The sequence below is a fragment of the Mobiluncus curtisii ATCC 43063 genome, assembly GCF_000196535.1.
In the GTDB taxonomy this organism is placed as follows: Bacteria; Actinomycetota; Actinomycetes; order Actinomycetales; family Actinomycetaceae; genus Mobiluncus; species Mobiluncus curtisii.
Genome location: NC_014246.1, coordinates 1,680,800 through 1,700,999, shown reverse-complemented (window position 1 = coordinate 1,700,999; position 20,200 = coordinate 1,680,800). Strand labels below are relative to the sequence as shown.

At 54.2% G+C, this 20,200-nt stretch carries 17 protein-coding genes; 6 read left to right on the top strand and 11 right to left on the bottom strand.

All coding sequences use genetic code 11. The features are described 5' to 3' along the window. Nucleotides 1-9: 9 nt before the first annotated feature. From HMPREF0573_RS07370 to HMPREF0573_RS07360, 3 genes are all read left to right on the top strand, one after another. A complete protein-coding gene (locus HMPREF0573_RS07370; protein ID WP_013189433.1) occupies nucleotides 10-1,746 on the top strand; it encodes an ABC transporter ATP-binding protein in 1,737 nt (578 codons plus the stop codon). Further along, the gene (locus HMPREF0573_RS07365) at nucleotides 1,722-3,503 is read left to right on the top strand and encodes an ABC transporter ATP-binding protein (protein WP_013189432.1); all 1,782 of its coding nucleotides are present in this window, start codon (nucleotides 1,722-1,724) and stop codon (nucleotides 3,501-3,503) included. The genes HMPREF0573_RS07370 and HMPREF0573_RS07365 overlap by 25 nt, the downstream gene beginning before the upstream one ends. 193 nt (nucleotides 3,504-3,696) lie before the next feature. Next, entirely contained in the window at nucleotides 3,697-4,662 is a 966-nt protein-coding gene (locus tag HMPREF0573_RS07360) for a carbohydrate kinase family protein (RefSeq protein WP_013189431.1), read from the top strand. Between the two features lie 63 nt (nucleotides 4,663-4,725). Here HMPREF0573_RS07360 and HMPREF0573_RS07355 read toward each other — a convergent pair whose 3' ends face one another. From HMPREF0573_RS07355 to rpmF, 5 genes are all read right to left on the bottom strand, one after another. Continuing rightward, entirely contained in the window at nucleotides 4,726-5,406 is a 681-nt protein-coding gene (locus tag HMPREF0573_RS07355; protein ID WP_013189430.1) for a GNAT family N-acetyltransferase, read from the bottom strand. A 93-nt stretch (nucleotides 5,407-5,499) separates the two neighbouring features. Continuing rightward, nucleotides 5,500-6,786 (bottom strand): peptidase U32 family protein, encoded by a 1,287-nt coding sequence (locus HMPREF0573_RS07350; RefSeq protein WP_041798028.1) that lies wholly within the window; start codon nucleotides 6,784-6,786, stop codon nucleotides 5,500-5,502. Between the two features lie 10 nt (nucleotides 6,787-6,796). Beyond that, nucleotides 6,797-7,672, bottom strand: a complete 876-nt coding sequence (locus HMPREF0573_RS07345; protein ID WP_013189428.1) for a DNA-methyltransferase — start codon at nucleotides 7,670-7,672, stop codon at nucleotides 6,797-6,799. 20 nt (nucleotides 7,673-7,692) lie between these two features. Next, nucleotides 7,693-8,376, bottom strand: coding sequence for an HAD hydrolase-like protein (locus HMPREF0573_RS07340; protein ID WP_013189427.1), 684 nt, complete (start codon nucleotides 8,374-8,376; stop codon nucleotides 7,693-7,695). A gap of 112 nt (nucleotides 8,377-8,488) precedes the next feature. Further along, nucleotides 8,489-8,659 (bottom strand): 50S ribosomal protein L32, encoded by a 171-nt coding sequence (gene rpmF, locus HMPREF0573_RS07335; RefSeq protein ID WP_004006992.1) that lies wholly within the window; start codon nucleotides 8,657-8,659, stop codon nucleotides 8,489-8,491. 98 nt (nucleotides 8,660-8,757) lie between these two features. On the opposite strand from rpmF, the gene HMPREF0573_RS07330 reads away from it, so the two are divergent. The 3 genes from HMPREF0573_RS07330 to cysE all read left to right on the top strand — a co-directional run bounded on the left by HMPREF0573_RS07330 (nucleotide 8,758) and on the right by cysE (nucleotide 11,250). Beyond that, nucleotides 8,758-9,414, top strand: a complete 657-nt coding sequence (locus tag HMPREF0573_RS07330; RefSeq protein WP_013189426.1) for an IMPACT family protein — start codon at nucleotides 8,758-8,760, stop codon at nucleotides 9,412-9,414. A gap of 60 nt (nucleotides 9,415-9,474) precedes the next feature. Beyond that, nucleotides 9,475-10,410: a cysteine synthase A gene (gene cysK / locus HMPREF0573_RS07325; RefSeq protein ID WP_013189425.1), complete on the top strand. Its 936-nt coding sequence runs from the start codon at nucleotides 9,475-9,477 to the stop codon at nucleotides 10,408-10,410. A 222-nt stretch (nucleotides 10,411-10,632) separates the two neighbouring features. Then, entirely contained in the window at nucleotides 10,633-11,250 is a 618-nt protein-coding gene (cysE, locus tag HMPREF0573_RS07320; protein ID WP_004010854.1) for a serine O-acetyltransferase, read from the top strand. Nucleotides 11,251-11,261: 11 nt separating this feature from the next. Here the strand turns inward: cysE and HMPREF0573_RS07315 are convergent, their stop codons facing one another. From HMPREF0573_RS07315 to leuA, 6 genes are all read right to left on the bottom strand, one after another. Continuing rightward, complete coding sequence (locus HMPREF0573_RS07315) at nucleotides 11,262-12,785, bottom strand: NAD-dependent succinate-semialdehyde dehydrogenase (protein ID WP_013189424.1); 1,524 nt, start codon at nucleotides 12,783-12,785, stop codon at nucleotides 11,262-11,264. 231 nt (nucleotides 12,786-13,016) lie between these two features. Beyond that, nucleotides 13,017-13,799 carry a polyprenyl diphosphate synthase gene (uppS, locus tag HMPREF0573_RS07310; protein WP_041798027.1) on the bottom strand — a complete coding sequence of 261 codons (783 nt, stop codon included), beginning with the start codon at nucleotides 13,797-13,799 and terminating at the stop codon, nucleotides 13,017-13,019. Nucleotides 13,800-13,808: 9 nt separating this feature from the next. Then, entirely contained in the window at nucleotides 13,809-14,540 is a 732-nt protein-coding gene (recO, locus tag HMPREF0573_RS07305; RefSeq protein WP_013189422.1) for a DNA repair protein RecO, read from the bottom strand. Between the two features lie 174 nt (nucleotides 14,541-14,714). Then, nucleotides 14,715-16,385 (bottom strand): methyl-accepting chemotaxis protein, encoded by a 1,671-nt coding sequence (locus tag HMPREF0573_RS07300; RefSeq protein WP_013189421.1) that lies wholly within the window; start codon nucleotides 16,383-16,385, stop codon nucleotides 14,715-14,717. Nucleotides 16,386-16,402: 17 nt separating this feature from the next. Next, nucleotides 16,403-18,001, bottom strand: coding sequence for a methyl-accepting chemotaxis protein (locus tag HMPREF0573_RS07295; RefSeq protein ID WP_013189420.1), 1,599 nt, complete (start codon nucleotides 17,999-18,001; stop codon nucleotides 16,403-16,405). Between the two features lie 343 nt (nucleotides 18,002-18,344). Then, nucleotides 18,345-20,144, bottom strand: a complete 1,800-nt coding sequence (leuA, locus tag HMPREF0573_RS07290) for a 2-isopropylmalate synthase (RefSeq protein ID WP_041798026.1) — start codon at nucleotides 20,142-20,144, stop codon at nucleotides 18,345-18,347. Nucleotides 20,145-20,200 lie beyond the last annotated feature (56 nt).

Below are 20,200 nucleotides of genomic sequence, written 5' to 3'. Positions count from 1 at the left end.
AGGCTCTACATGAAAAAGATGTCTGTTGCAGACTTAATTAAACCCGCAAGAACGTCGATGATTGTCTCCGGTCTGCTCACCGCATGCGGGGCAATACTAGGCATAATGCCCTACATCTCGCTGCACCAAATGGCTCTAATCTGGTTACACGGTGTTACTCGAGACGGTCTGACCGGAAACATCTGGTTCTGGGCTGCAAGTGCCTTCCTCTCACTTTTTATCGGACAGTCTCTCTATGTAGCAGGTCTGGGCGTTACGCACCTCTCCGAAGCAAAACTTCGCCACAAGATGCGTCAACAAGTTGTAGACGCATTAGCCAATTTGCCCCTGGGTCAGGTAAACGCCTACTCGCGCGGGCAAATCAGAAAGATGGTTTGTGACGATACTGCGGCCGTGCACACCATGGTGGCGCACCTACCTGGGGATGCCACGAATGCAGTGGTATCTCTGGTCGCGGGGTTCGGCTACCTGCTGTGGGTGGATTGGCGAGTGTGCCTGGTTCTGTTTGGTATCTGGATTGCCGTAATTTTGCTAATTTACGTACTTAATATGCGCGGGTACGGAGACTTAACCGCGCATTTTGGAAAGGCGCAAACCGGTCTGGCTAATGCCACCGTGGAAATGCTGGAAGGCATCAAAGAGATTAAAAACTTTCAAGCCGTAGACGCCACAAAAACTAAGTTCAATGAGGCCAGAGAAAAATTTTCCAGCATCTCGTACAGCTGGGTTTCACAATCAGGTAAAGCCGTTTCTAGTATCGGTGCGCTGCTTCGTCCCGCAGTGATTTTTGTGACTGTGGCACTGTTGACAGTTATTTTCGTCAAGAACGGTTGGATGCAGATTGCCGATACTCTGCCATTCTTTTTGATTGCACCGGGTGTTCCCGATGGCTTAGCCACGCTAATCAGTCTGTTACAGCATCTCTACGAAGCGAGACTCGCCGCGCAGAGTACTGTCAAATTACTTTCTCTGGAACCGATGAAATTCGGTAGCCAAACTGCTGGCGATGCCTCTGACGTGGGCAGAGTGGAGATGCGCGACGTCACTTTCTCGTATGAACCAGACACGCCAGCTGTTAAAAAGGTTTCCTTTACCGCCCAGCCGGGCACGGTTACCGCCCTGGTAGGTCCCTCAGGTGGCGGCAAGTCAACGTTGGCAAAACTGATTGCCCGGTTCTATGAAGCGGACAGCGGGACAGTTTTGGTCAATGGGGTTGACGTGCGCGATGCCAGTAATACTTTGTTGCTCGGTTCCGTGGCAATAATGCTGCAAGAGGTGGCGCTCGCTCATGACAGCGTATTTAATAACATTGCGCTAGCCAAACCTGACGCCAGTCTCTCGGAAGTAGAAGCAGCCGCGAAAGCCGCCTGCATTCACGAGCGCATCATGCAGCTACCAAATGGCTATGACACGATTTTGGGTGACGAGGGCGGGTTCCTCTCCGGTGGTGAAAAACAGCGTGTGGCTCTGGCTCGGGCATATCTGCAGGATGCTTCGATTCTGATTCTTGACGAAGCGACAGCCCAAGCTGATCCCCGCTCCGAGCAGCAAATACATGAAGCTCTCGCGAAGTTAACCACGGGTAAAACGGTAATTGTTATTGCGCATCGTCTGGCGACAATCCGCAATGTGGATCAAATCTTGGTAATCGAAGACGGTCAGATTGTTGAGCGTGGTTGCCACGACGAATTAATGGAAAAAGACGGGCGATATGCCACGATGTGGCGGACTCAGATGGTGAGGTAGGTCAGGATATGTGGAAATCAATGACTAAAATCGCTGACGGTGCACAGCTTCGCACCATAATTTCGTGGTTCGTAGCCTCAGCAGTGCTGCAGGGGTTGACGCTTTCGGTCACAATCTGGTTCATGCAGAGTTTCTATTCCGGTTCAGACCAGACTGTGTTTTGGCTAATTGTGCTGACAGTTCTGGGTCTGGCAACGTTTATCGTCGACGCGGTTGCCATGTTTTCATCGTATCGAGTTAGTGTCTTTGTGGTTTGCGACACAATGATTTCTCGTATCGCTGAGCACGTACTGGGACTTCCGCTCGGTTGGTTCAACGCAAAACGAGAGGCGGCAGTCGCCAATGCGACTTCCCGAGAGGTGAACACGCTGTCACACTTTGCCTCAATCGTAATTCCAACGCTTTGTAACTCATTCATCGTGCCGTTGGTGATGATTATTGCCACCGCATTCATTTCTTGGTCTCTGGCATTAATCATGACCGCGGTAATCATCCCGCTCTATCTCATCTGGCGAGGTATGCAAGCTGCTCTCACCAGGGCAAATGAGATAGAAGATCGATCTGCGCAGCAAGCCGCTGGTCGACTGATTGAATTTGCCCGGCTCCAGACCGTCCTACGAGCGACGGGCAGGTCCAGTTCTTGGAATCCGGTTACTATCGCACTGAAGGCCGATTCAAAAGCAACTCTCGACGGACTGAGAATCAAAAGTCGACCGGGGCAAGCTTTTACCTTTGTGGTGCACACCGCTTTTGCTGCCATAGTGTGCGTGGGAGTGTGCCTGGTGAACCAAACCTCCCTTACCCCCATCACGTTTTTAGCGATTATGGCGATTACCGCCCGGATGCTATACCCCTTGACGAAAGCTGCTTTGATTGCTTCCGAGCTGAATAACGTAAAGGTAGCCCTCGACTCCGTAACCGAGATTATAGATGCCAGACCGCTTCCCGAGCCGAGCACAACTCAACAGAAGCTGCCTCAGGGCGAAGACATAGAGTTCGCGGGAGTTTCTTTCCGCTACGTGGATAATTGCCCGGTCTTGAATGACATCAGCCTGGTGGCGGAACAGGGACAGATTACGGCTCTGGTGGGTCCCTCGGGTGCGGGTAAATCAACCATTTTGCGTCTGGTGGGCAGGTTCTGGGATGCCAATTCCGGTTCCGTGAAAATCGGTGGCGCAGATGTACGGGATATTCCCACCAAAGACCTCATGGAAATGATTTCGTTCGTGTTCCAGGATGTCTATCTGTTCGATATGACTATTGCGGAAAACCTCAGGATAGCTAAACCCGATGCGAGTGACGCCGAACTTGAATCGGCTGCCAAACGTGCGCAACTGGACAAAGTAATCGAAGCTCTGCCCCATGGTTGGCAGACAAATGTCGGACCAGCTGGTCAAAGCCTTTCCGGTGGGGAGCGCCAGCGGGTGGCGATTGCTCGCGCTTTCTTAAAAGACGCCCCGATTTTGTTGCTAGACGAAATCACTTCCGCATTGGATAGCGAGAATGAATCAGCCATCACGAAAGTAATTAGTGACCTGGCTGTGGGGCGAACTGTAATTGTTGTCGCGCATCGACTTTCGACCATTCGCGATGCTGATAAGGTCGTATTTTTGCAGCCTGACGATTCTTCAGGGGCACAGGTCATACAAGCTGGTTCGGTAGACGAGCTAACGGCTGAGGAAGGTCCGTTCCGTGATTTCCTCGCAGCTTCTAACGCCGTTTCAAGCTGGCAAATTAGTTCCCACCAACAACAGTAATGACAATATCCGGTAAGTCACCATGACTTCTGGCTGATTGTTTCAGGGATTACATTTCCGGGCAGCGACGGCATATTCCGTGTATTCTTTATTGGTATGCGCGCTCAATCACTTTGGGCGCAGAAAGTCATGCCGGAGGCAAAGGGGATTCCGCTGACAGAAATCTCTAAAAACTAGGTGCGGAGTAGTAACCATGGCAAAGATGAATTCAACGGGAATGCCGGTACTGTGTTTAGGTGAAGCACTAATTGACGTCATTGAACGTGCCGGCGAGGTTGAAGAAAAAGTGGGCGGTAGCCCCTTGAATGTGGCGTGCGGTTTGGCCAGTCTGGGACACCCCACCGCACTCGCGTCTTGGTGGGGTGATGATTCCCGGGGCAACCGCCTTGAAGCTCACTTGCTCTCTGCCGGGGTAGAGATTATCGCGGGCAGCGACCATGCTGAAAAAACCCCGATTGCTAACGCCCATATTGACTCCGCCGGTCGGGCGACCTACGACTTCGAGCTGGATTGGCAAGTGCCACCGCTGCCGGACGCAACTCAGATTAGCCATCTGCATACCGGCAGTTTCGCCGCAACGCTCGCGCCCGGCGCTGGTGCAGTGGTGGCAGCAGTAAAGTCGATGGCGATTCGGGGAACCGTCAGCTACGACCCAAATGTGCGTCCTTCGCTGATGGGTACACCAGAGGAAGTCCGACCTCAGATTGAAGAAATCATCAGTCTCGCTGATGTGGTGAAAGCCAGTGATGAGGATATTGCCTGGCTCTACGGCGAGGGTGTGCCCCTCGAGTCGGTGCTGCACAAATGGAAAAGTATGGGACCTGGGCTGGTCATTGCCACTCGCGGACCGTGGGGTTCCTATGCGCTGTGCGCGAACGACCGGGACATGCTGGTAGTAGATTCGCTCAATATAGAGGTCGCGGACACTGTGGGCGCCGGAGATTCTTTTATGGCGGGGCTGATTTCTGGTTTGCTCGACGCGGGGTTGCTTGGCTCAGGAGCAGCTAAAGCCCGGCTACGGCAAGCGCGTCTGGGTGACGTGCAACCAGCTTTACACCGAGCCACTATCACTTCGGGACTCACGGTCAGCAAAGTCGGAGCCTACTCCCCTACTCGCTCCGAGGTTGCCGAAGTCCTCACTGCCGACCCCACGCTTTAAATCGTCGCCGTCTCCGGGCACAGTGGCAGGTTTAGCGTGTAGCGTGTGGCAGAACCCATGAAATTAGTCGAGTTGCGCTGCTGCTTCCAGCATCCGCTCTACCGGCGGACGGTATTTGCCGTTCGCGTCACGAGTCTCGGCGCTGTCTCGCAAATAAGCATCCAGGAATTCCCGCAGCGCGCTGCCCACGCCCAGACCGGAAAGCTCACCGGTTTGAGGGTCAATAGCGACGTGTGCCCGACCGGCAAAACTCACTAGCCACATGTCCTCGCCCACCGGTACATTCGGGCTGAGTCGGGGCATCTCGAAAGGAAAGTCCAGATATTTGGCACCCAATCGTTGATAAAACGCCCACCGCCGACGCGGATCGCCATGCTGTTCAGAAGCTACGTGCAGATGAGGATTTTCCACTTCCCCCAAAATCAAGAGTGGGTTGTGGCACGATTCCCACTGCGAGATAGCCCGGTGAAACAGCTCAGAGCCGACGCCATGTCCGCGGGTCAGGGGACTCACTGCCAGCCAACTGAGCATGGTAATTTCCGGGGTGGCAAACCAACCGATTGCCGCCCCTAATGGTCGTGAACCGTCCCATGCTGAGCACACCTGGAGTCCGCTGCCCGCTAGCTCTGTAATCAAATCATCAGGGTTTCCCAGTTCTTCGGGTCCAAAAGAGACTTCCAGCAGGTCACGAACCAAAATTTCGGCTTGACCGGGTTTTAAATCATTTTGATACTCAATGTGCACACTTACACCCTAGCCCAAGACCAGATTGAAGCCTATTCCCTCAAAGCGTGATCCGACCTTATGCCCCAGCCAGTAACTCGGCTGTGGATGCACCTAACGGGCTTTCCCGCGCAGCATTGCGCCAGGGGGAATAATCTGCGCGCAGGGTAAAGAAAACTCGCGTGCCGGGTGATTAATTTCATTCACCATTTCCCCCGTTTCGTCACGTATCCCCGCATAAGGTATCTGGAACGGAATTGGCTCAGTTCCTGGCATCAGGAACTCTACTTGCTGTCCTGGCACCATCTTATTGCGAGAAAGCACCGTCAAGCACTGCGTGTCGGTGTCATAATCTACCGCAGTGCCCAACCACAGCCAATCACTAATATACCCGCCTCGGGTAATGCTTTCGCCGACTGTTTTTTCGGGGTAAAAGAAACCGGTACTGTACTCTCGGTGGGTTACTTTGTACGGTTCTTGCAAGACCCATTCAGGCAAGGCAAAAGTATCGTCACGTGCCAGGTCGGTCGCGTTTTCCTTTCCGTTCAGATACGTAGTGACCGCGGTTTTATAGGCATTAGTGAGAGCCGCGACGTAATACTCACCCTTGGCACGGCCTTCTATTTTCAAGCTGGTGACCCCAGCGGCAATAACCTCATCCAGGTGTGCCAGCATGTTCAGATCCTGAGAATTGAACAGGTAGGTGCCATTATCCGTCACCTCGACGGGAAAAAACTCACCGGGGCGTTTTTCCTCGACCACATGATATTTCCATCGACAGCTTTGGGCGCAGTCTCCATGATTGGCATCCCGTCCCGTGGTGTATTTTGAAATCAAACAGCGCCCGGAAAAAGCCATACACATGGAACCGTGTACGAATGCCTCAATCTCTAAGTCACCGGGAATTTTCGCACGCATTTCTCGAATCTCCGGCAAACTCATCTCCCGAGCTAAAACGACACGTTTTGCGCCCAGCTCATGCAAAGCGGCTGCTGCCTGATAGTTCATCACCCCGGCTTGAGTGGAAATATGCAGCTCAGTATGCGGTGCAATCTGTCGAGCTGCCATCAAAACACCAATATCCGTAACAATGAGCGCATCCACTCCGATTTCCGCCAGTGCCCCCAAGTAAGCGTTCATTCCCGCAACTTCTGCGTTGCCAGGAATGATATTCACGGTGGCATAGACCCGGACATCGTGAGCGTGGGCATAGCGAATACCCTGTTCAATATCCTCTAACGTGAAGTTTTTCGACGCTGCGCGCATCCCGAATTCTGCCCCGCCGCAGTACACCGCATCCGCGCCGTAATCCACCGCGGTCTTTAACACCCGCAAGTTTCCTGCTGGCGCTAACACTTCGGGACTGCGTCTCCGGGTAATCTTTGGTAGTTTCACATTCACGAAGCGAGCCTTACTCTGAGAGATACTCCACTGAAATGTTCGCCCGATTTAACCGGCTACGCATAATCTCAATAGCTTCTGGGTTTTCATCTATTAATACGAAACGGCGCTCAAGAGTGCCCGCGACTGCCCCGGTCGTGCCGGAACCTGCAAAAAAATCTAATACCCAGTCCCCCGGACGGCTCGAAGCCTGGACGATGCGCCGCAAAATACCCTCGGGTTTTTGGGTGGCATATCCGGTCTTTTCCTTTCCGGTAGGGGAAACTATAGTGTGCCACCACACGTCAGTCGGAAGTTTGCCCCGTGCCGCCTTTTCCGGAGTGACCAAGCCAGGAGCCATATAAGGTTCACGATCCACTGAATCGGAATCAAAATAATACTGTTTTTGGTCTTTAACATATACCAGGATATTGTCATGTTTGGCGGGCCATTTTCGCTTGGAACGCCCTCCGTAGTCATACGCCCAAATAATCTCATTCAGGAAACAATCCCGCCCAAACAGCGCATCCAACAACACTTTTGCATAGTGAACCTCACGATAGTCCAAATGCAGGTATAATGTCCCGGTGGGAGCCAGTAAACGCCAGGCCTGCTCTAAGCGAGGCTCTAGAAAACCCCAATAATCAGAAAAACTATCATTATAGGCGGTAACTTTCCCGCGCACAGTCTCATAAGTTTGCCCCTGAAACCCCACCCGTGAACCAACAACCGGGACATCGGAACGCACGGTTTTCAGGGACTGACGCGACTGCACCTTTCCCGTATTGAACGGTGGATCTATATAAATGAGTTGAAAAGACTCGTCTGGTAGCTGCTCCAGTACGGGCAGGTTATCCCCCGCTACCACCAGATTTGATCCGGTGAAATTCCAAGAGCTGATAGACATCTGTTGAGTTGCCACGCCGGTTAGTTCTTTCCCGGATGGACGCCCAAAGCGCTCAGCAGCTCGGCAGGGGTCGAGACGACTTGGACCGCCCCGCGTTCTTCGCCTGGTTGAGTCGTATCGCCCCAGGTAGTCAGAATTGCCGAAATGCCATTAATCTGAGCACCCTCGATGTCATAGAACCGATCCCCAACCATCACAACACGCCGCTTGTCCTGTGGTTCCTCCACGCCAAACTGTTGCAAAGCCCAGGCAATTACCGCAGGTTTGTCCACCCGCGACGTGCCCGGGATCACCCCCGAAACGACCTCAAAGAAATCTGCTATGCCCAAGTGCTGGAGGATCTGCAAAGACATCTCTTGAGACTTGGTGGTAGCCAAGCCCAGGCGGTATCCCCGAGCGCGCAGCTTTTCCAGCATTTCCCGGATACCGGGATAAAGCGGCACATCAATAGCATTGGGCCAATACATTTCACGATACCGCGCGACCATGAAAGCCACTCGTTGCTCGTCAGCATCCGGTTCCATATCCCGCATCGAATCAGCGAGAGGCGGACCCACATATTTCTTGTAAGCGTCGGGCGAAAGCATCCGACCGTGCAGCTCCAAATCCAAAGCTGCAAAATACTCGGTAATTCGAGACACGGAATCTGTCAGGGTGCCGTCCATATCCAACAAAACGATTTCGACTCTACTCAAGTCCACCACGGTGCTGCCTCCATCTCCGAGCCTTACCCGGAAACCTGCCCGAAATAACTTTTGAGATGCTTAAACACGTAACGCCCAGCACCGGGGCCGGGCGTCGCGAATATCGACCTTGTTAGTCTTCGACGGTCAAACGGCCAGTCTGGTAAGCCTTCACCAGGCGACGCGGAATCGCGACTTCCTGACCCTGAACCTTAACGTTATCAAGCTGCGTCAACTTAGCCGTCCAAGCAGAACGACGTGCACGAGTGTTGGCGCGGGACATTTTGCGCTTGGGTACTGCCATTGCCCTGCGCTCCTTTCAGTTGGTGATTGTTCACAAGACATACAATGTTAGCAACAATTTTATATTTTTATCAAACTGAACCACCGTGAGGTAAAAGGATGAGGCATCGTTACGTGACCATCGCCGAGGACGCACCGGGATATTTCGAGCTGGAAATTAAACGGTCGCGTTTCCTGGGAGTGGCACGAGGTATCGTGGATGAACCCACCGCCCGTCAGGTAATCGAAACCGAACGGAAACAGTATCCCGATGCGCGCCATCACTGTTCAGCTTTTACTTATTTGCCTGCAGGATGGGAACACGGTGTGCAAGCGGTCCAGCATTCCAATGACGACGGGGAGCCCAGTGGAACCGCCGGGCGTCCCATGCTCGATGTGTTACTGGGCAGCGAAATGCAAAACGTTTGCGTGATAGTGACACGATATTTTGGCGGGATAAAGCTGGGAACTGGCGGCTTAGTGCGAGCCTACAGTGAGGCAGCGCAGGGCGCTATTGCGGCTGCGGGAAGGCTTGAGGTCAAATCCGCACCTGTGGTGTCCTTTGACGTCGCCGCTAACCGCGCGGCTGCCCTGGAATCTTGGCTACACTCGCGAAACTGCAAACCCCTGAGTGTAACCTGGTCAAACCGGGTCACGTTTGAACTGGCGGTGGAAGGCTGCACCCAGGACGAACTTGCCGCGTCTCTCGCCGCCCAGCTCGGCGCGCCGGTAACTTTTGGCGAGGCGGGAATAAAAGTAGTGCGCTCACGGTTGTAATAGACTGCACTGTCAGGAAAACGAACGGAAATACCGAAAAAGAGATTTAAGGGATTAAAAATGAGCTATGCGAACGACGTCACGGCAACTATCGGACACACTCCTCTGGTGAAGATTAATCGGATACTACCCGCGGGAACCGGCGCAAAGGTGCTGGCAAAAATGGAGTTCACGAACCCTGGTGGTTCGGTAAAAGACCGACCTGGCTTGGCGATTATTCGCGCTGCCGAAGCCTCGGGTGCGCTCCAGCCCGGTGGCACTATTGTGGAGGCTACCAGCGGTAACACCGGGGTTGCCCTGTGCATGGTGGGGGCTGCGCTGGGGTATCGGGTGGTCATCTCGATGCCATCCTCCATGAGCGTGGAGCGTCGACAGCTGATGAAGGCTTATGGGGCAGAGTTGCTGCTGACCGACCCCGCAGGGGGGATGGCAGCCGCAGTTAAAGCTGCCGAGGACTACTTAGCGAACCACCCCGAAGCTGTATTCGCTGGGCAGTTCGATAATCCTGCCAATCCTGAGATTCACTACCGCACCACCGGTCCCGAAATTTGGGAACAGACTGAGGGACACGTTGACGCGTTTGTGGCTGGAGTGGGATCCGGCGGCACGGTTTCCGGGGTTGGAAAGTTCCTCAAGGAACAGAACCCAGAAGTGTGGGTCGTGGCAGTAGAACCGGCAGAATCGGCTCTGCTGTCCACCGGTCAGGCAGGTGCCCATAAGATTCAGGGGATTGGCGCCAACTTTGTGCCCGATAACTACGACCGTGCAACCGTTGACGAAGTCATAACGGTGACCTCTAACGATGCCATCGAGACGGCGCGGAAAGCCGCCACGCAAGAAGGTCTTTTGGTTGGGATATCCTCCGGGGCGAACCTAGCGGCAGCCGCTGCCCTCGCCGCACGACCTGAATTTGCCGGCAAGACCGTGGTGACTTTGCTTCCCGACACCGGCGAACGCTACCTGTCCACGGTACTGTTCGCGCACTTGGGCGACTGAGGAACCGCGACAACCAGGCTGATTGAACCCACCGCCCTGGTGCAGTTTCGGCGAATGAACGGGGATGACCCGACCCGCCCGGGCTGGCTCGGACCGGCTCGGGCGGACTCAAGCAGAGCACTTTAACTTGCCGGACAAGCCGCCCGAAACGAGCCTCGGGAACGATAGCCTAGAATAGTTAGCGTCCGGTCGTTCAACCAACCAGAGGAAGTACCCGTCCTGATGACTTTCGTGAGACACACCACCCCGCCACGGCATCTGCCCGCCAATAAACTCGGCGTGCGGGACTTGCTGTTGGAGGACTTGGACACAGCTTTGAAACGTGACCCCGCCGCACGCGGACGCTTAGAAGTCGCGCTCACTTATCCGGGAGTTCACGCTCTGTGGGCACACCGGCTGTCCAATCGGTTTTGGGTCAATGGTTTTAAAATGATTGCGCGTCTGATTCAGGAATTCGCCCGCCTCATCACGGGAGTAGACATCCACCCGGCCGCGACCATCGGACGCCGACTCTTTATCGACCACGCAACCGGGGTGGTCATCGGAGAAACCGCGGTTGTTGGCGAGGACTGCCTAATTTTTCACGGGGTGACCCTGGGCGGGCAGTCCATGAACCGGGGCAAACGCCACCCGACCTTGGGTAATGAGGTCATGGTGGGTGCCGGAGCAAAAGTCCTGGGCGCCATCAACATCGGAGACGGCGCCAAAATCGGCGCCAACGCCGTAGTCGTCAAGGACGTTCCTGCCGGGCGTATCGCCCTGGGAGTGCCGGCGAAGCTGCGCAATCCCAAGAAACCGGTCAGTCCCGATATGAACATCGATCCCTCGCTGTTCATCTAGGCGCTGCGTGTTTACTCGAGTTTGGGAGCCGGCAAACCGATATAAATCGTCTCGAGGTATTCCGCAATCCCCTCGGTGGAGCCTTCGCGCCCCAGCCCGGACTGTTTGACCCCGCCGAAAGGTGCTCCGGCGTTGGAAATCGTGGCGGAGTTGAATCCAATCATCCCGATTTCGATGCGCTGCGCCAGGCGCAAAATGCGCTCCCACGAGGAAGTATGTACGTATCCGCCCAAGCCCATCCGGTCGGCGTTGACCAGGCGCACCAGTTCCTCTTCCGAGCGGAAAGGCACCACGGGTGCGACCGGCCCAAAGATTTCCTCGGTGACGATTTCACTGTCGGGGCTGACGTTCGTGAGGACCGTGGGCGGGTAATAGAATCCCCCGGGGTCAACAGTTTGGGGGTCCAAGTTGCCGGTTCCCCCGACTTTTTCCGCCCCTTGGGCGAGGGCCTTGTCAACCATGGTGCGAACTTTTTCAAGTTGGCTGCGGTTGATGAGCGGACCGACATCCACCCCCTCGCTCATCCCGTCGCCAACCTTTTGCGCCCGCATCGCGGCGGCGAACTTCGTGACGAACTCGTCATAAACTCCCTCTTGAATAAAGAAATGATCCGCCGCGTTGCAGGCCTCACCCATGTTGCGCATCTTGGTGATGAGGGCGGCGTCCACCGCACGGTCCACATCCGCGTCATCAAAGACGACAAACGGCGCATTGCCCCCGAGCTCCATAGAGGTGCGCAATACACTGTCCGCGGCGGTCTTGAGCAAATCCTTACCAACTTCAGTCGAACCGGTGAACGAAAGTTTCCGCACCCGTGAGTCATGCAGCCAAGTGTCGCTGACTTCCCCGGAATGAAGGGTGGGAACCACGGAAAGCACCCCGGCAGGCAGGCCCGCTTCTTCCAAAATTCGCGCCAGGAACAGTGCTGTCAGCGGGGTGTCTCGCGCCGGTTTCAACACGCAGACGCACCCGGCTGCTACAGCAGGACCAATCTTGCGAGTTCCCATCGCGAGCGGGAAATTCCACGGAGTGATAAACACGCAGGGCCCCACCGGGCGTTTGATGACCATGGCTTGCAGGCTGCCTTCCGGTAAGCGGTAGTAATCCCCCCGAACCCGGCAGGCTTCTTCGGAAAACCAACGGAAAAACTCCGCTCCGTAGGTGACTTCCCCGTCGGCTTGTGCCAGAGGTTTACCCATCTCCAGGGTAATCGTTACCGCCAGGGCGTAGCGATATTTGCCGTCCATTAGCTCAAAGGCTCGCCGGAGGATTTCGCCGCGTTCACGAGGCGGGGTTGCCTCCCATTCTTGCTGAATTGCACAGGCTTTGTCTAAGGCGGCTTGGGCGTCCGCGGCGTTGCCGCTGGCAACCTGCGCCAGGGCGGCGCCAGTTGCAGGGTTCAAGACCTCGAAGCGCTCGTCTGCCGCGCCGGGTTCCCAGTTACCACCGATAAAGAGGTCTTTGGGCAGCCATTCCAGAAGTTTTTTCGGGTCGATGACACCGTCAGTTTCAAAAGGTAAAACGTCGTTGCTCATACTTTTACCTTACCGCTCGTTGACGCTATTGTGCCGCGGTTAGGAATCGGGAAAACCGGGGTTCAATCTGGGACAACACGAACGACCGATTTCAGACCCGGTTTCCCAGATTCGGGGTTCGGTGGGAATTCATTACCGCAGGTTGAGGGCTTTCGAGAATGGTTCGCGCTTAAATTTCGCGTTGAAAACGGTCGTTCGTGCAAGACCCACCCGCTGCGCTTGGATTAATCGTCACTGCGGCCTATCAATCGCCCCGCCGAAGCGGCGGTCGCGGTGCTGGTAGGCCAATAAATCCCGCCACAGAGCCGCCCGCCCGTACTCGGGCCACGGTTCGGGGGCGAAAACAAGTTCCGCGTAAGCCGCCTGCCACGGCAAAAAGTTAGAGGTGCGCTGCTCCCCGGAAGTGCGAATGAGCAGGTCAACATCCGGTACATCCGGCAGATACAGTTCCCGAGCGAAAGTAGCCTCGGTGATACGCTCGGGATTTAGTGTTCCCGCTGCGACTCGCTGGGCAAGTTTCCGAGCCGCGTCAGCGAGTTCCGCACGCCCCCCGTAATTGAGACACATAATCAGCTGAGTGCCGGTGTTTCCCCTGGTCAAGGTCTCTGCCCTCCGCAGTTCGGTGAGGACCGATTTCCACAAGCGGCCTTCCCGCCCACTCCACCGCACGCGAACTCCCCAAGCATTCAGTTCATCGCGTCGATCCCGCAGCACCCGGCGTGAATATCCCATCAGGAACTTCACCTCTGCCGGACTGCGTTTCCAGTTTTCAGTAGAAAACGCGTACACACTTAAGAATTTCACCCCCGCCTCGACAGCTCCCGCAATGGTGTCCATCAGGGCGTATTCCCCTGCCTCGTGACCGGCAGTGCGGTTCAAGCCCTGTGCGTTCGCCCAGCGCCCATTCCCATCCATGATGATTGCCACGTGTGAGACAGCCCCGCGTGACAATCCAGACGGCAACTCAGGATTCTCCCGCGGCGGAGTGATGCTACGTACCCAGGATTTTTCCACGTCGTAGCCCTAAGCAAGTTCCAGTAGGGACATGGATTTCAGACGACGCTCCACGTGCCATTGCACGAAGGTCGAAACTAAAGCATGGGCCTCGGCACGTGCCTTCCATCCGCTTTCTTGGGCAATTTGCCAATCTCCGGTAGCCAACGCTGCCAACAAGCGCATCGTCTCAGAATCAACCGGGCGCGCCCCGGTTAGCTTGCAGTTTACGCACATCGCTCCGCCGCCACTGGGATTAAAGTACTCGTGCGGTCCCCTGGCTCCGCAGGATGCGCAATCCCAGCAGCTTGCCGCCCAGCCCGCCAATGACATGAGACGTAACAGGTAAGAATCCAGAATCAAAGACGGCTCATGACGCCCCGTCGCGAGAGCATGCAAGGCCCCATTAGTTAGGTGGTAGTACCTCTCGTTAGTCCAAGAGTCTTCGGTGAGACGTTCCAGGGTTTCCACCATCAGGTTGGCAGCGGTGTAGCGAGCGTAATCGTTAGCGAGACTGCGACCGTAGGGTGCCAGGATTTCTACTTGTTCGATATGGTGCAGGTTGGACTTGCCCCAGCGAATCTGAATGTCGACCGTCCCAAAAGGTTCCAGTCGCGCGCCCAGGCGCGAAGTGGTCTTACGTACTCCCCGCCCCACGCAGCGCAAAAGCCCGTGTTTCTCAGTCAGCAGGGTCACGATGCGATCAGCTTCTCCCAAGTCCTGGGTACGCAAGACAACTGCCGCATCTCGAAACGTTCTCATCAAGAATCATTATGCCACGTCTGGCTTTAGAGATTAGCTAAAATTCGTGGAAATAGGGCATTACGCGGCGACAAGGAACAAAGCTAACAGCACCGTAACCGCCACCGTGCCAGTCGAAACTGAGACCTGTTCCGGGCATGTCGCAGCAGTCAGGGCGATGCTTAAAACAAAGCCTTACTCGTATTTGAACTGTTCCAGCTGAGACTTCAGACCTTCCCCTGCCTGTTTCATACGTAGGCTAGTGTTCGCCAATTCTTGGATTGGCTGTTGGGCATTAGCAGCTGACTCTGCATATTCATTAATCTTTGCCGCAATATCAGACGATCCAGTAGCGGCCTCAGAAATAGACCTTGACATGTCATTGGTGACCGTAGTTTGTTCTTCTACTGCTGCCGCAATAGTAGTTTGATAATCATTGATCTCATTTACAATCTCGCTAATACGGCGAATCGCTTCAACTGCCGATTCAGTGTCAGCCTGAATCTTTTGAATCTTATGGGTGATTTCCTCGGCGTCTTTGGCAGTTTCGGAAGCTAAATCCTTAACTTCTCCTGCCACGACGGCAAATCCTTTTCCGGAATCTCCCGCTCTCGCAGCTTCGATGGTTGCGTTCAAAGCCAGCAAATTCGTTTGTCCGGCTATCTCGGTAATCGTGCGCACCACGTCGTCAATCTCTCGAGAAGACACACTGAGTTCTTCCACGGTCTTTCTGGTGCTATCAGCAATCTTGGTCGCCTCTTGAGCTACCTTTGCAGCTTCAATCGCGTTAGAGCTAATCTCGCGAATAGCGCTGCCCATTTCTTCAGCTCCTGCCGCAACCGTCTGCACGTTAAACGAAACCTGCTCGGCTGCGCCTCCCACGGCGTGCGCCTGCAAGTTCTTTTCCCCCACTACCTGGGCTGCTTTAGAGGTGAGACTCTCCACGTAAGATGCCTGTTGTGCAACGGTAACGGCAGTCTGATGCGCTTTACCAAATATTTCACGCAAACGTATCTGTGAAGCATTGAGCGAATTCACCATGTCAGAAATTTCGTCATCAGTGTGGCTCACGGCTGTTACCGTCAAGTCTCGCTTTGCCATTGCCTGAAGAGCATGTTGCATAGAATCTGTCGAAGCGCTCATCCGTTTGCGCAGCCTCGCCGTCAATATCACCACCAGGACGGCAATAATGACTACCATGACCAGCTGCGACAGAACTGTCAGCCAAGTGGTAGAGACTGCAGTCTCTTGAGCGTCAGCGCGCTCCTTGTGCAACAGGTCTCCTAGAGTAGAGATTTCTCTTTCACTAGAATCTAGGTTCTCCAATAATGCTGCTTTTAATCCGGATACATCTCGATCTTTATCAGCTTGCAACTGATTAACAATGTCTTTACCTATTTTGATGTTTTCAGATTGCAGCGCGCCGACCTTGTCAATTTGCGCATCAATCTGGCTACTTTGAGACAGTTTCTTAAACTCATCCAAGTATTCAGTAACCTTTTGAGCTGCAGTTTCACTATTTGCCTGAGACTCTTGGGGTGACCGTCCAGCTTCCAAATCATTTGCCGCTGCGAGCTGATATTTCGTCACTTGTTTAACTTCCGCGTGCATCACATTCAAATTGACGCTGACACTGGACAGCTCCATTGAGGTGTTGACTTTCCCATCATAGAGGACGGAGATTGCAGCGGACATGAGCAGGATTACCAGCATTGCCACGATACCTCGCAGCGCCACAGTCAGGAATTCCTTCCTGAATGAGCTGCGCCGATTCTGGCGATCAGTCGGGGAATTATTGACTTGCGGAGATGCGGAGACAACGGCGTCTAGCGGTACTTTAGTGTTCACGGTTTCTTGGCTTTCCATAGGTTGTCACATTCCCTCTAGTAAACGAAATTACTCATCTCCGCGTCCAGAGAAGCGGTTTCTACGGACACAGATTTAGCTCGTTTCACTGAATCTTCCAAATCATTTGTAGAATCCCTGGTTGCGGATGCGATGTCTTGGATATTGGAAGCTATCTCGGTGGAACCATTTGAGGCTTCCGTAATCGATTTAGACATTTCGTTTGCCGTGGCAGTTTGTTCTTCCACCGCTGCTGCGATAGTCGTCTGGAAGTCATTGAGTTGAGAGATAATATCGCTAATCTCCGTAATGGCTTTGATGGCTCTGTCCGTGTCTTGCTGAATCTTTTCAATCCTCGTGGCAACTTCCGCGGTTGCTCTGGAAGTTTCAGCAGCCAAGTCTTTGACTTCGCTGGCGACCACGGCAAATCCTTTCCCCGCTTCTCCGGCACGGGACGCCTCAATCGTCGCGTTCAAAGCCAACAGATTGGTCTGTTCGGCTACTGCGGTAATAGTTTCAATAACTTCACCAATCTCTTTCGAGGACGACCCGAGCTGTACCATCGTTTCGTTGGTCGATTGAGCGACTTCAGTAGCTTCTGTCGCCACCTTCGATGCCTCAGCTGCGTTAGTGGAAATTTCTCTAATGGAACTGCTCATTTCCTCTGCGGCGGCCGCCACTGAAGAGATAGAAGCCGAGACTTGTTCAGCCGCGGCTGCCACTGAAATCACCGTTTCGGAAGCCTTCCGAGCTTCGCCAATAATCGCCGCTCCATCAGCGCTCATCTGCGCTGTAGTGGTGTTAACATCCCGAGTCGTGTTCACCACATCCGCGGTTACCTTACGCAGCTGCCCCACCGCAACTGTGAATTGTTGAGTTAAATATCCCACTTCATCATTGCTGAAACGTTGCGGCTTTGCGGTTAAATCTTCACGTGCTAAAGCGTCAAGAGCCGCTACGTTTTGGGCTGCCGAACGACTCACTGCCTTTGACAAGAACAATCCGAGCAAAATCATGACGATGAAACCCAAAGCGCTAACCACAATCGTGAAAGTACTGCTGAGAGTAGAGCTTAAGGTGATGGCTCGTTTATCAGACTGTTTATCTGTCGCAACTTGAGAAACCAACTGGTCCATAGCGGCATTCATGGATTCAGACGTGGCTGAAAGCTCTGCAGCGTGGTCGCGCATCGCGTCGGCTACTCCCCCAGGTAATTGAGGAGCCTCCTGTTGCATGGCAGCAACTAAATCATTGTGATTATCAGCCAGATTCTTAATCTCTTGATATAAGTGAAGCATTGCCCCACTCAGTTTCTCAGTCTTGACCTCTGAAACGCCTTTCGCGAATTGGTCATTAGCCTGGAGGTAGGTGTCAACTGTCTGTCCCAACTCGCCCGTTGACTCGTGGGTAAGGCGCGCTTCTAGAATCTCCAAGGTATTCCACTGATTAAGCAACGATGCCAGCGATTCATTTGCGTTTGCGCGCTCAATTGATTCGTTCATGGTTCGGTTACCCACAAACATTCCCGCCCAAGTGGCGCCTAGTGCAAGCACTGCCACCACCGCTAACAGGACGTTTACTAGAGTCAACTTCGCACGTAGATTTACTGTCTTTTCCGTATTCTGCGACTTCATCATCTTCCTGAGGGAACAACTGTCAACTAACCACACTATGGTATCTGTTTAACCAGGCTAATGGCGTACATTGAAATTTTTTTCCCGCAAAAAGCCTCCAGCGCTGATTTCCGGTTTTCCCGCGAACTGACCCAAAGCAACAATGTTCATCGTTGCAAGAGCATCAGACCTCAGACGAAACAGATAAAGCCGGCAACAGGTTATTCCCCGCCACTGCACGAAATATGGAGTAGCTCAGTTAGTCTGCGGTATCAGCATCGCTAGTCACCCTGCAGAGTTAGTTAAACCAGTAACGAAAACCTCACCACGGTCGCCTTCTGACCCGTCATCTCGATACGTTGCACTTTCAAGAACACGTAACCGAACCGTCCTCTTGGGATTGGCGCTGCGCCCGATTAATCGCCGAGATTACAGCCTTATAGGCAGCGCGGATGGTCGAGGAATCAATGCCGACCCCCCACAGCACCTCGCCGTCTACCACGGCCTCGACGTAAGCCGCAGCGGTCGCATCCCGGCCGGCGCTCAAAGCGTGCTCCACATAATCCAAAATTCGCACTTCCATGCCCATCTGTTCGAACGCATGGACGAAAGCGTCAATAGGACCATTACCAAAAGACTCCAACTGCAGCTTCACACCACGGTCGTTGAGGGAAATCGAGACTTCCGTGTCCCCGTCCGAAGGCGCCGGAACGGAAGAAACATGTGCCCCGTCAAGCAAGAAACGCCCCCAGTGACGCGAGTCAATCCCCGCTTCTGACGCCGGCAAGTATTCATCGGCAAAAATTTGCCACAGGGCGTTCGCCCCCAATTCCCCACCGAAGCGGTCGGTAGTGCGCTGTACAATCTTTGAAAACTCGATTTGCAGGCGTCGTGGCAGGTCGAGGTGATGATTTTCTTTCATCAGGTAGGCGATACCGCCCTTGCCGGATTGCGAGTTTACGCGCACAATAGCTTCGTAGTTGCGCCCCACATCGTGAGGGTCAATAGGCAGGTAAGGCAGTTCCCAGATAACTTGCTTTTCGTCTCCGCCCGCGTCCCGGACTTTCTGTTCGCGCGCAGTGAAGCCTTTCTTAATCGCGTCTTGATGGGAGCCGGAGAAGGACGTGTAGACCAATTCCCCCACGTAGGGCAGCCGCGGCGGGGTGGTCATGCGTGTGCAGCTCTCGACGATAGCGCGAACTTCATCAAGATTGGACAGATCCAGTTGCGGGTCGATGCCCTGGCTAAATAGGTTCATCGCCAGAGTGACCAGGTCAACGTTGCCAGTTCGTTCACCTTGACCTAACAGGCATCCTTCAATCCGGTCTGCCCCCGCCATCTGCGCCAGTTCAGCGGTCGCGATACCGGTGCCACGGTCGTTGTGGTTGTGGGCAGAAACGCAGACATGTTCCCGGTGCGAAATGTGGCGGCAGAAGTACTCAACTTGATCGGCGTAAACGTTGGGGGTGCAGCGTTCCACAGTGGTAGGCAAGTTGAGGATGATTTCCCGCTCGCTGTCGGGCTGCCAAACTTCCATGACAGCTTCGCAAACCTCCAGGGCAAAATCGATTTCCGTGTCTACGAAAATCTCCGGGGAATACTCGTATCCAAAAATCGTGTCCTCCCCCAGGATTTTTTCAGCTCCGGCGATGACCTCACGAGTACCGGACACTGCCATCGCGATGGTTTGCGCTTTATCGTTGTGAAACACAACTTGGCGAAAGACCGGGGCGGTCGCATTGTAGAGATGTACGGTCGCGCGATGGTAGCCCTTAATGGCTTGCAGGGTGCGTTCCAGCAGCTCCGGGCGGGATTGCGAGAGGACTGAACAGGTCACGTCCTCGGGAATGGCGTCATCCTCGACCAAGGAACGTACAAAGTCAAAGTCGGTTTGGGATGCGGCCGGGAAACCAATTTCGATTTCTTTGAAGCCCAGACGCACCAGGAGGTCAAACATTTCGCGTTTACGCGCGGGATCCATCGGCTCGATGAGGGCTTGGTTGCCGTCTCGTAGGTCGGTGGATAACCAGCGTGGGGCTTTGGTGATTCGGTTGTTGGGCCAAGTCCGTTCCGGAAGTGAGATGGGGTTGGTGTCCAGGAACGGGCGATATTTGCCGTGAGGCATTCCGGAGGTTTGCTGACGATTGGTAAATCCAGAGGTACGCATGATGAAAATCCTTTGCTGTTGTTGCTGTTATCTGAGTTGCCAGGCGAGCAGAAAAC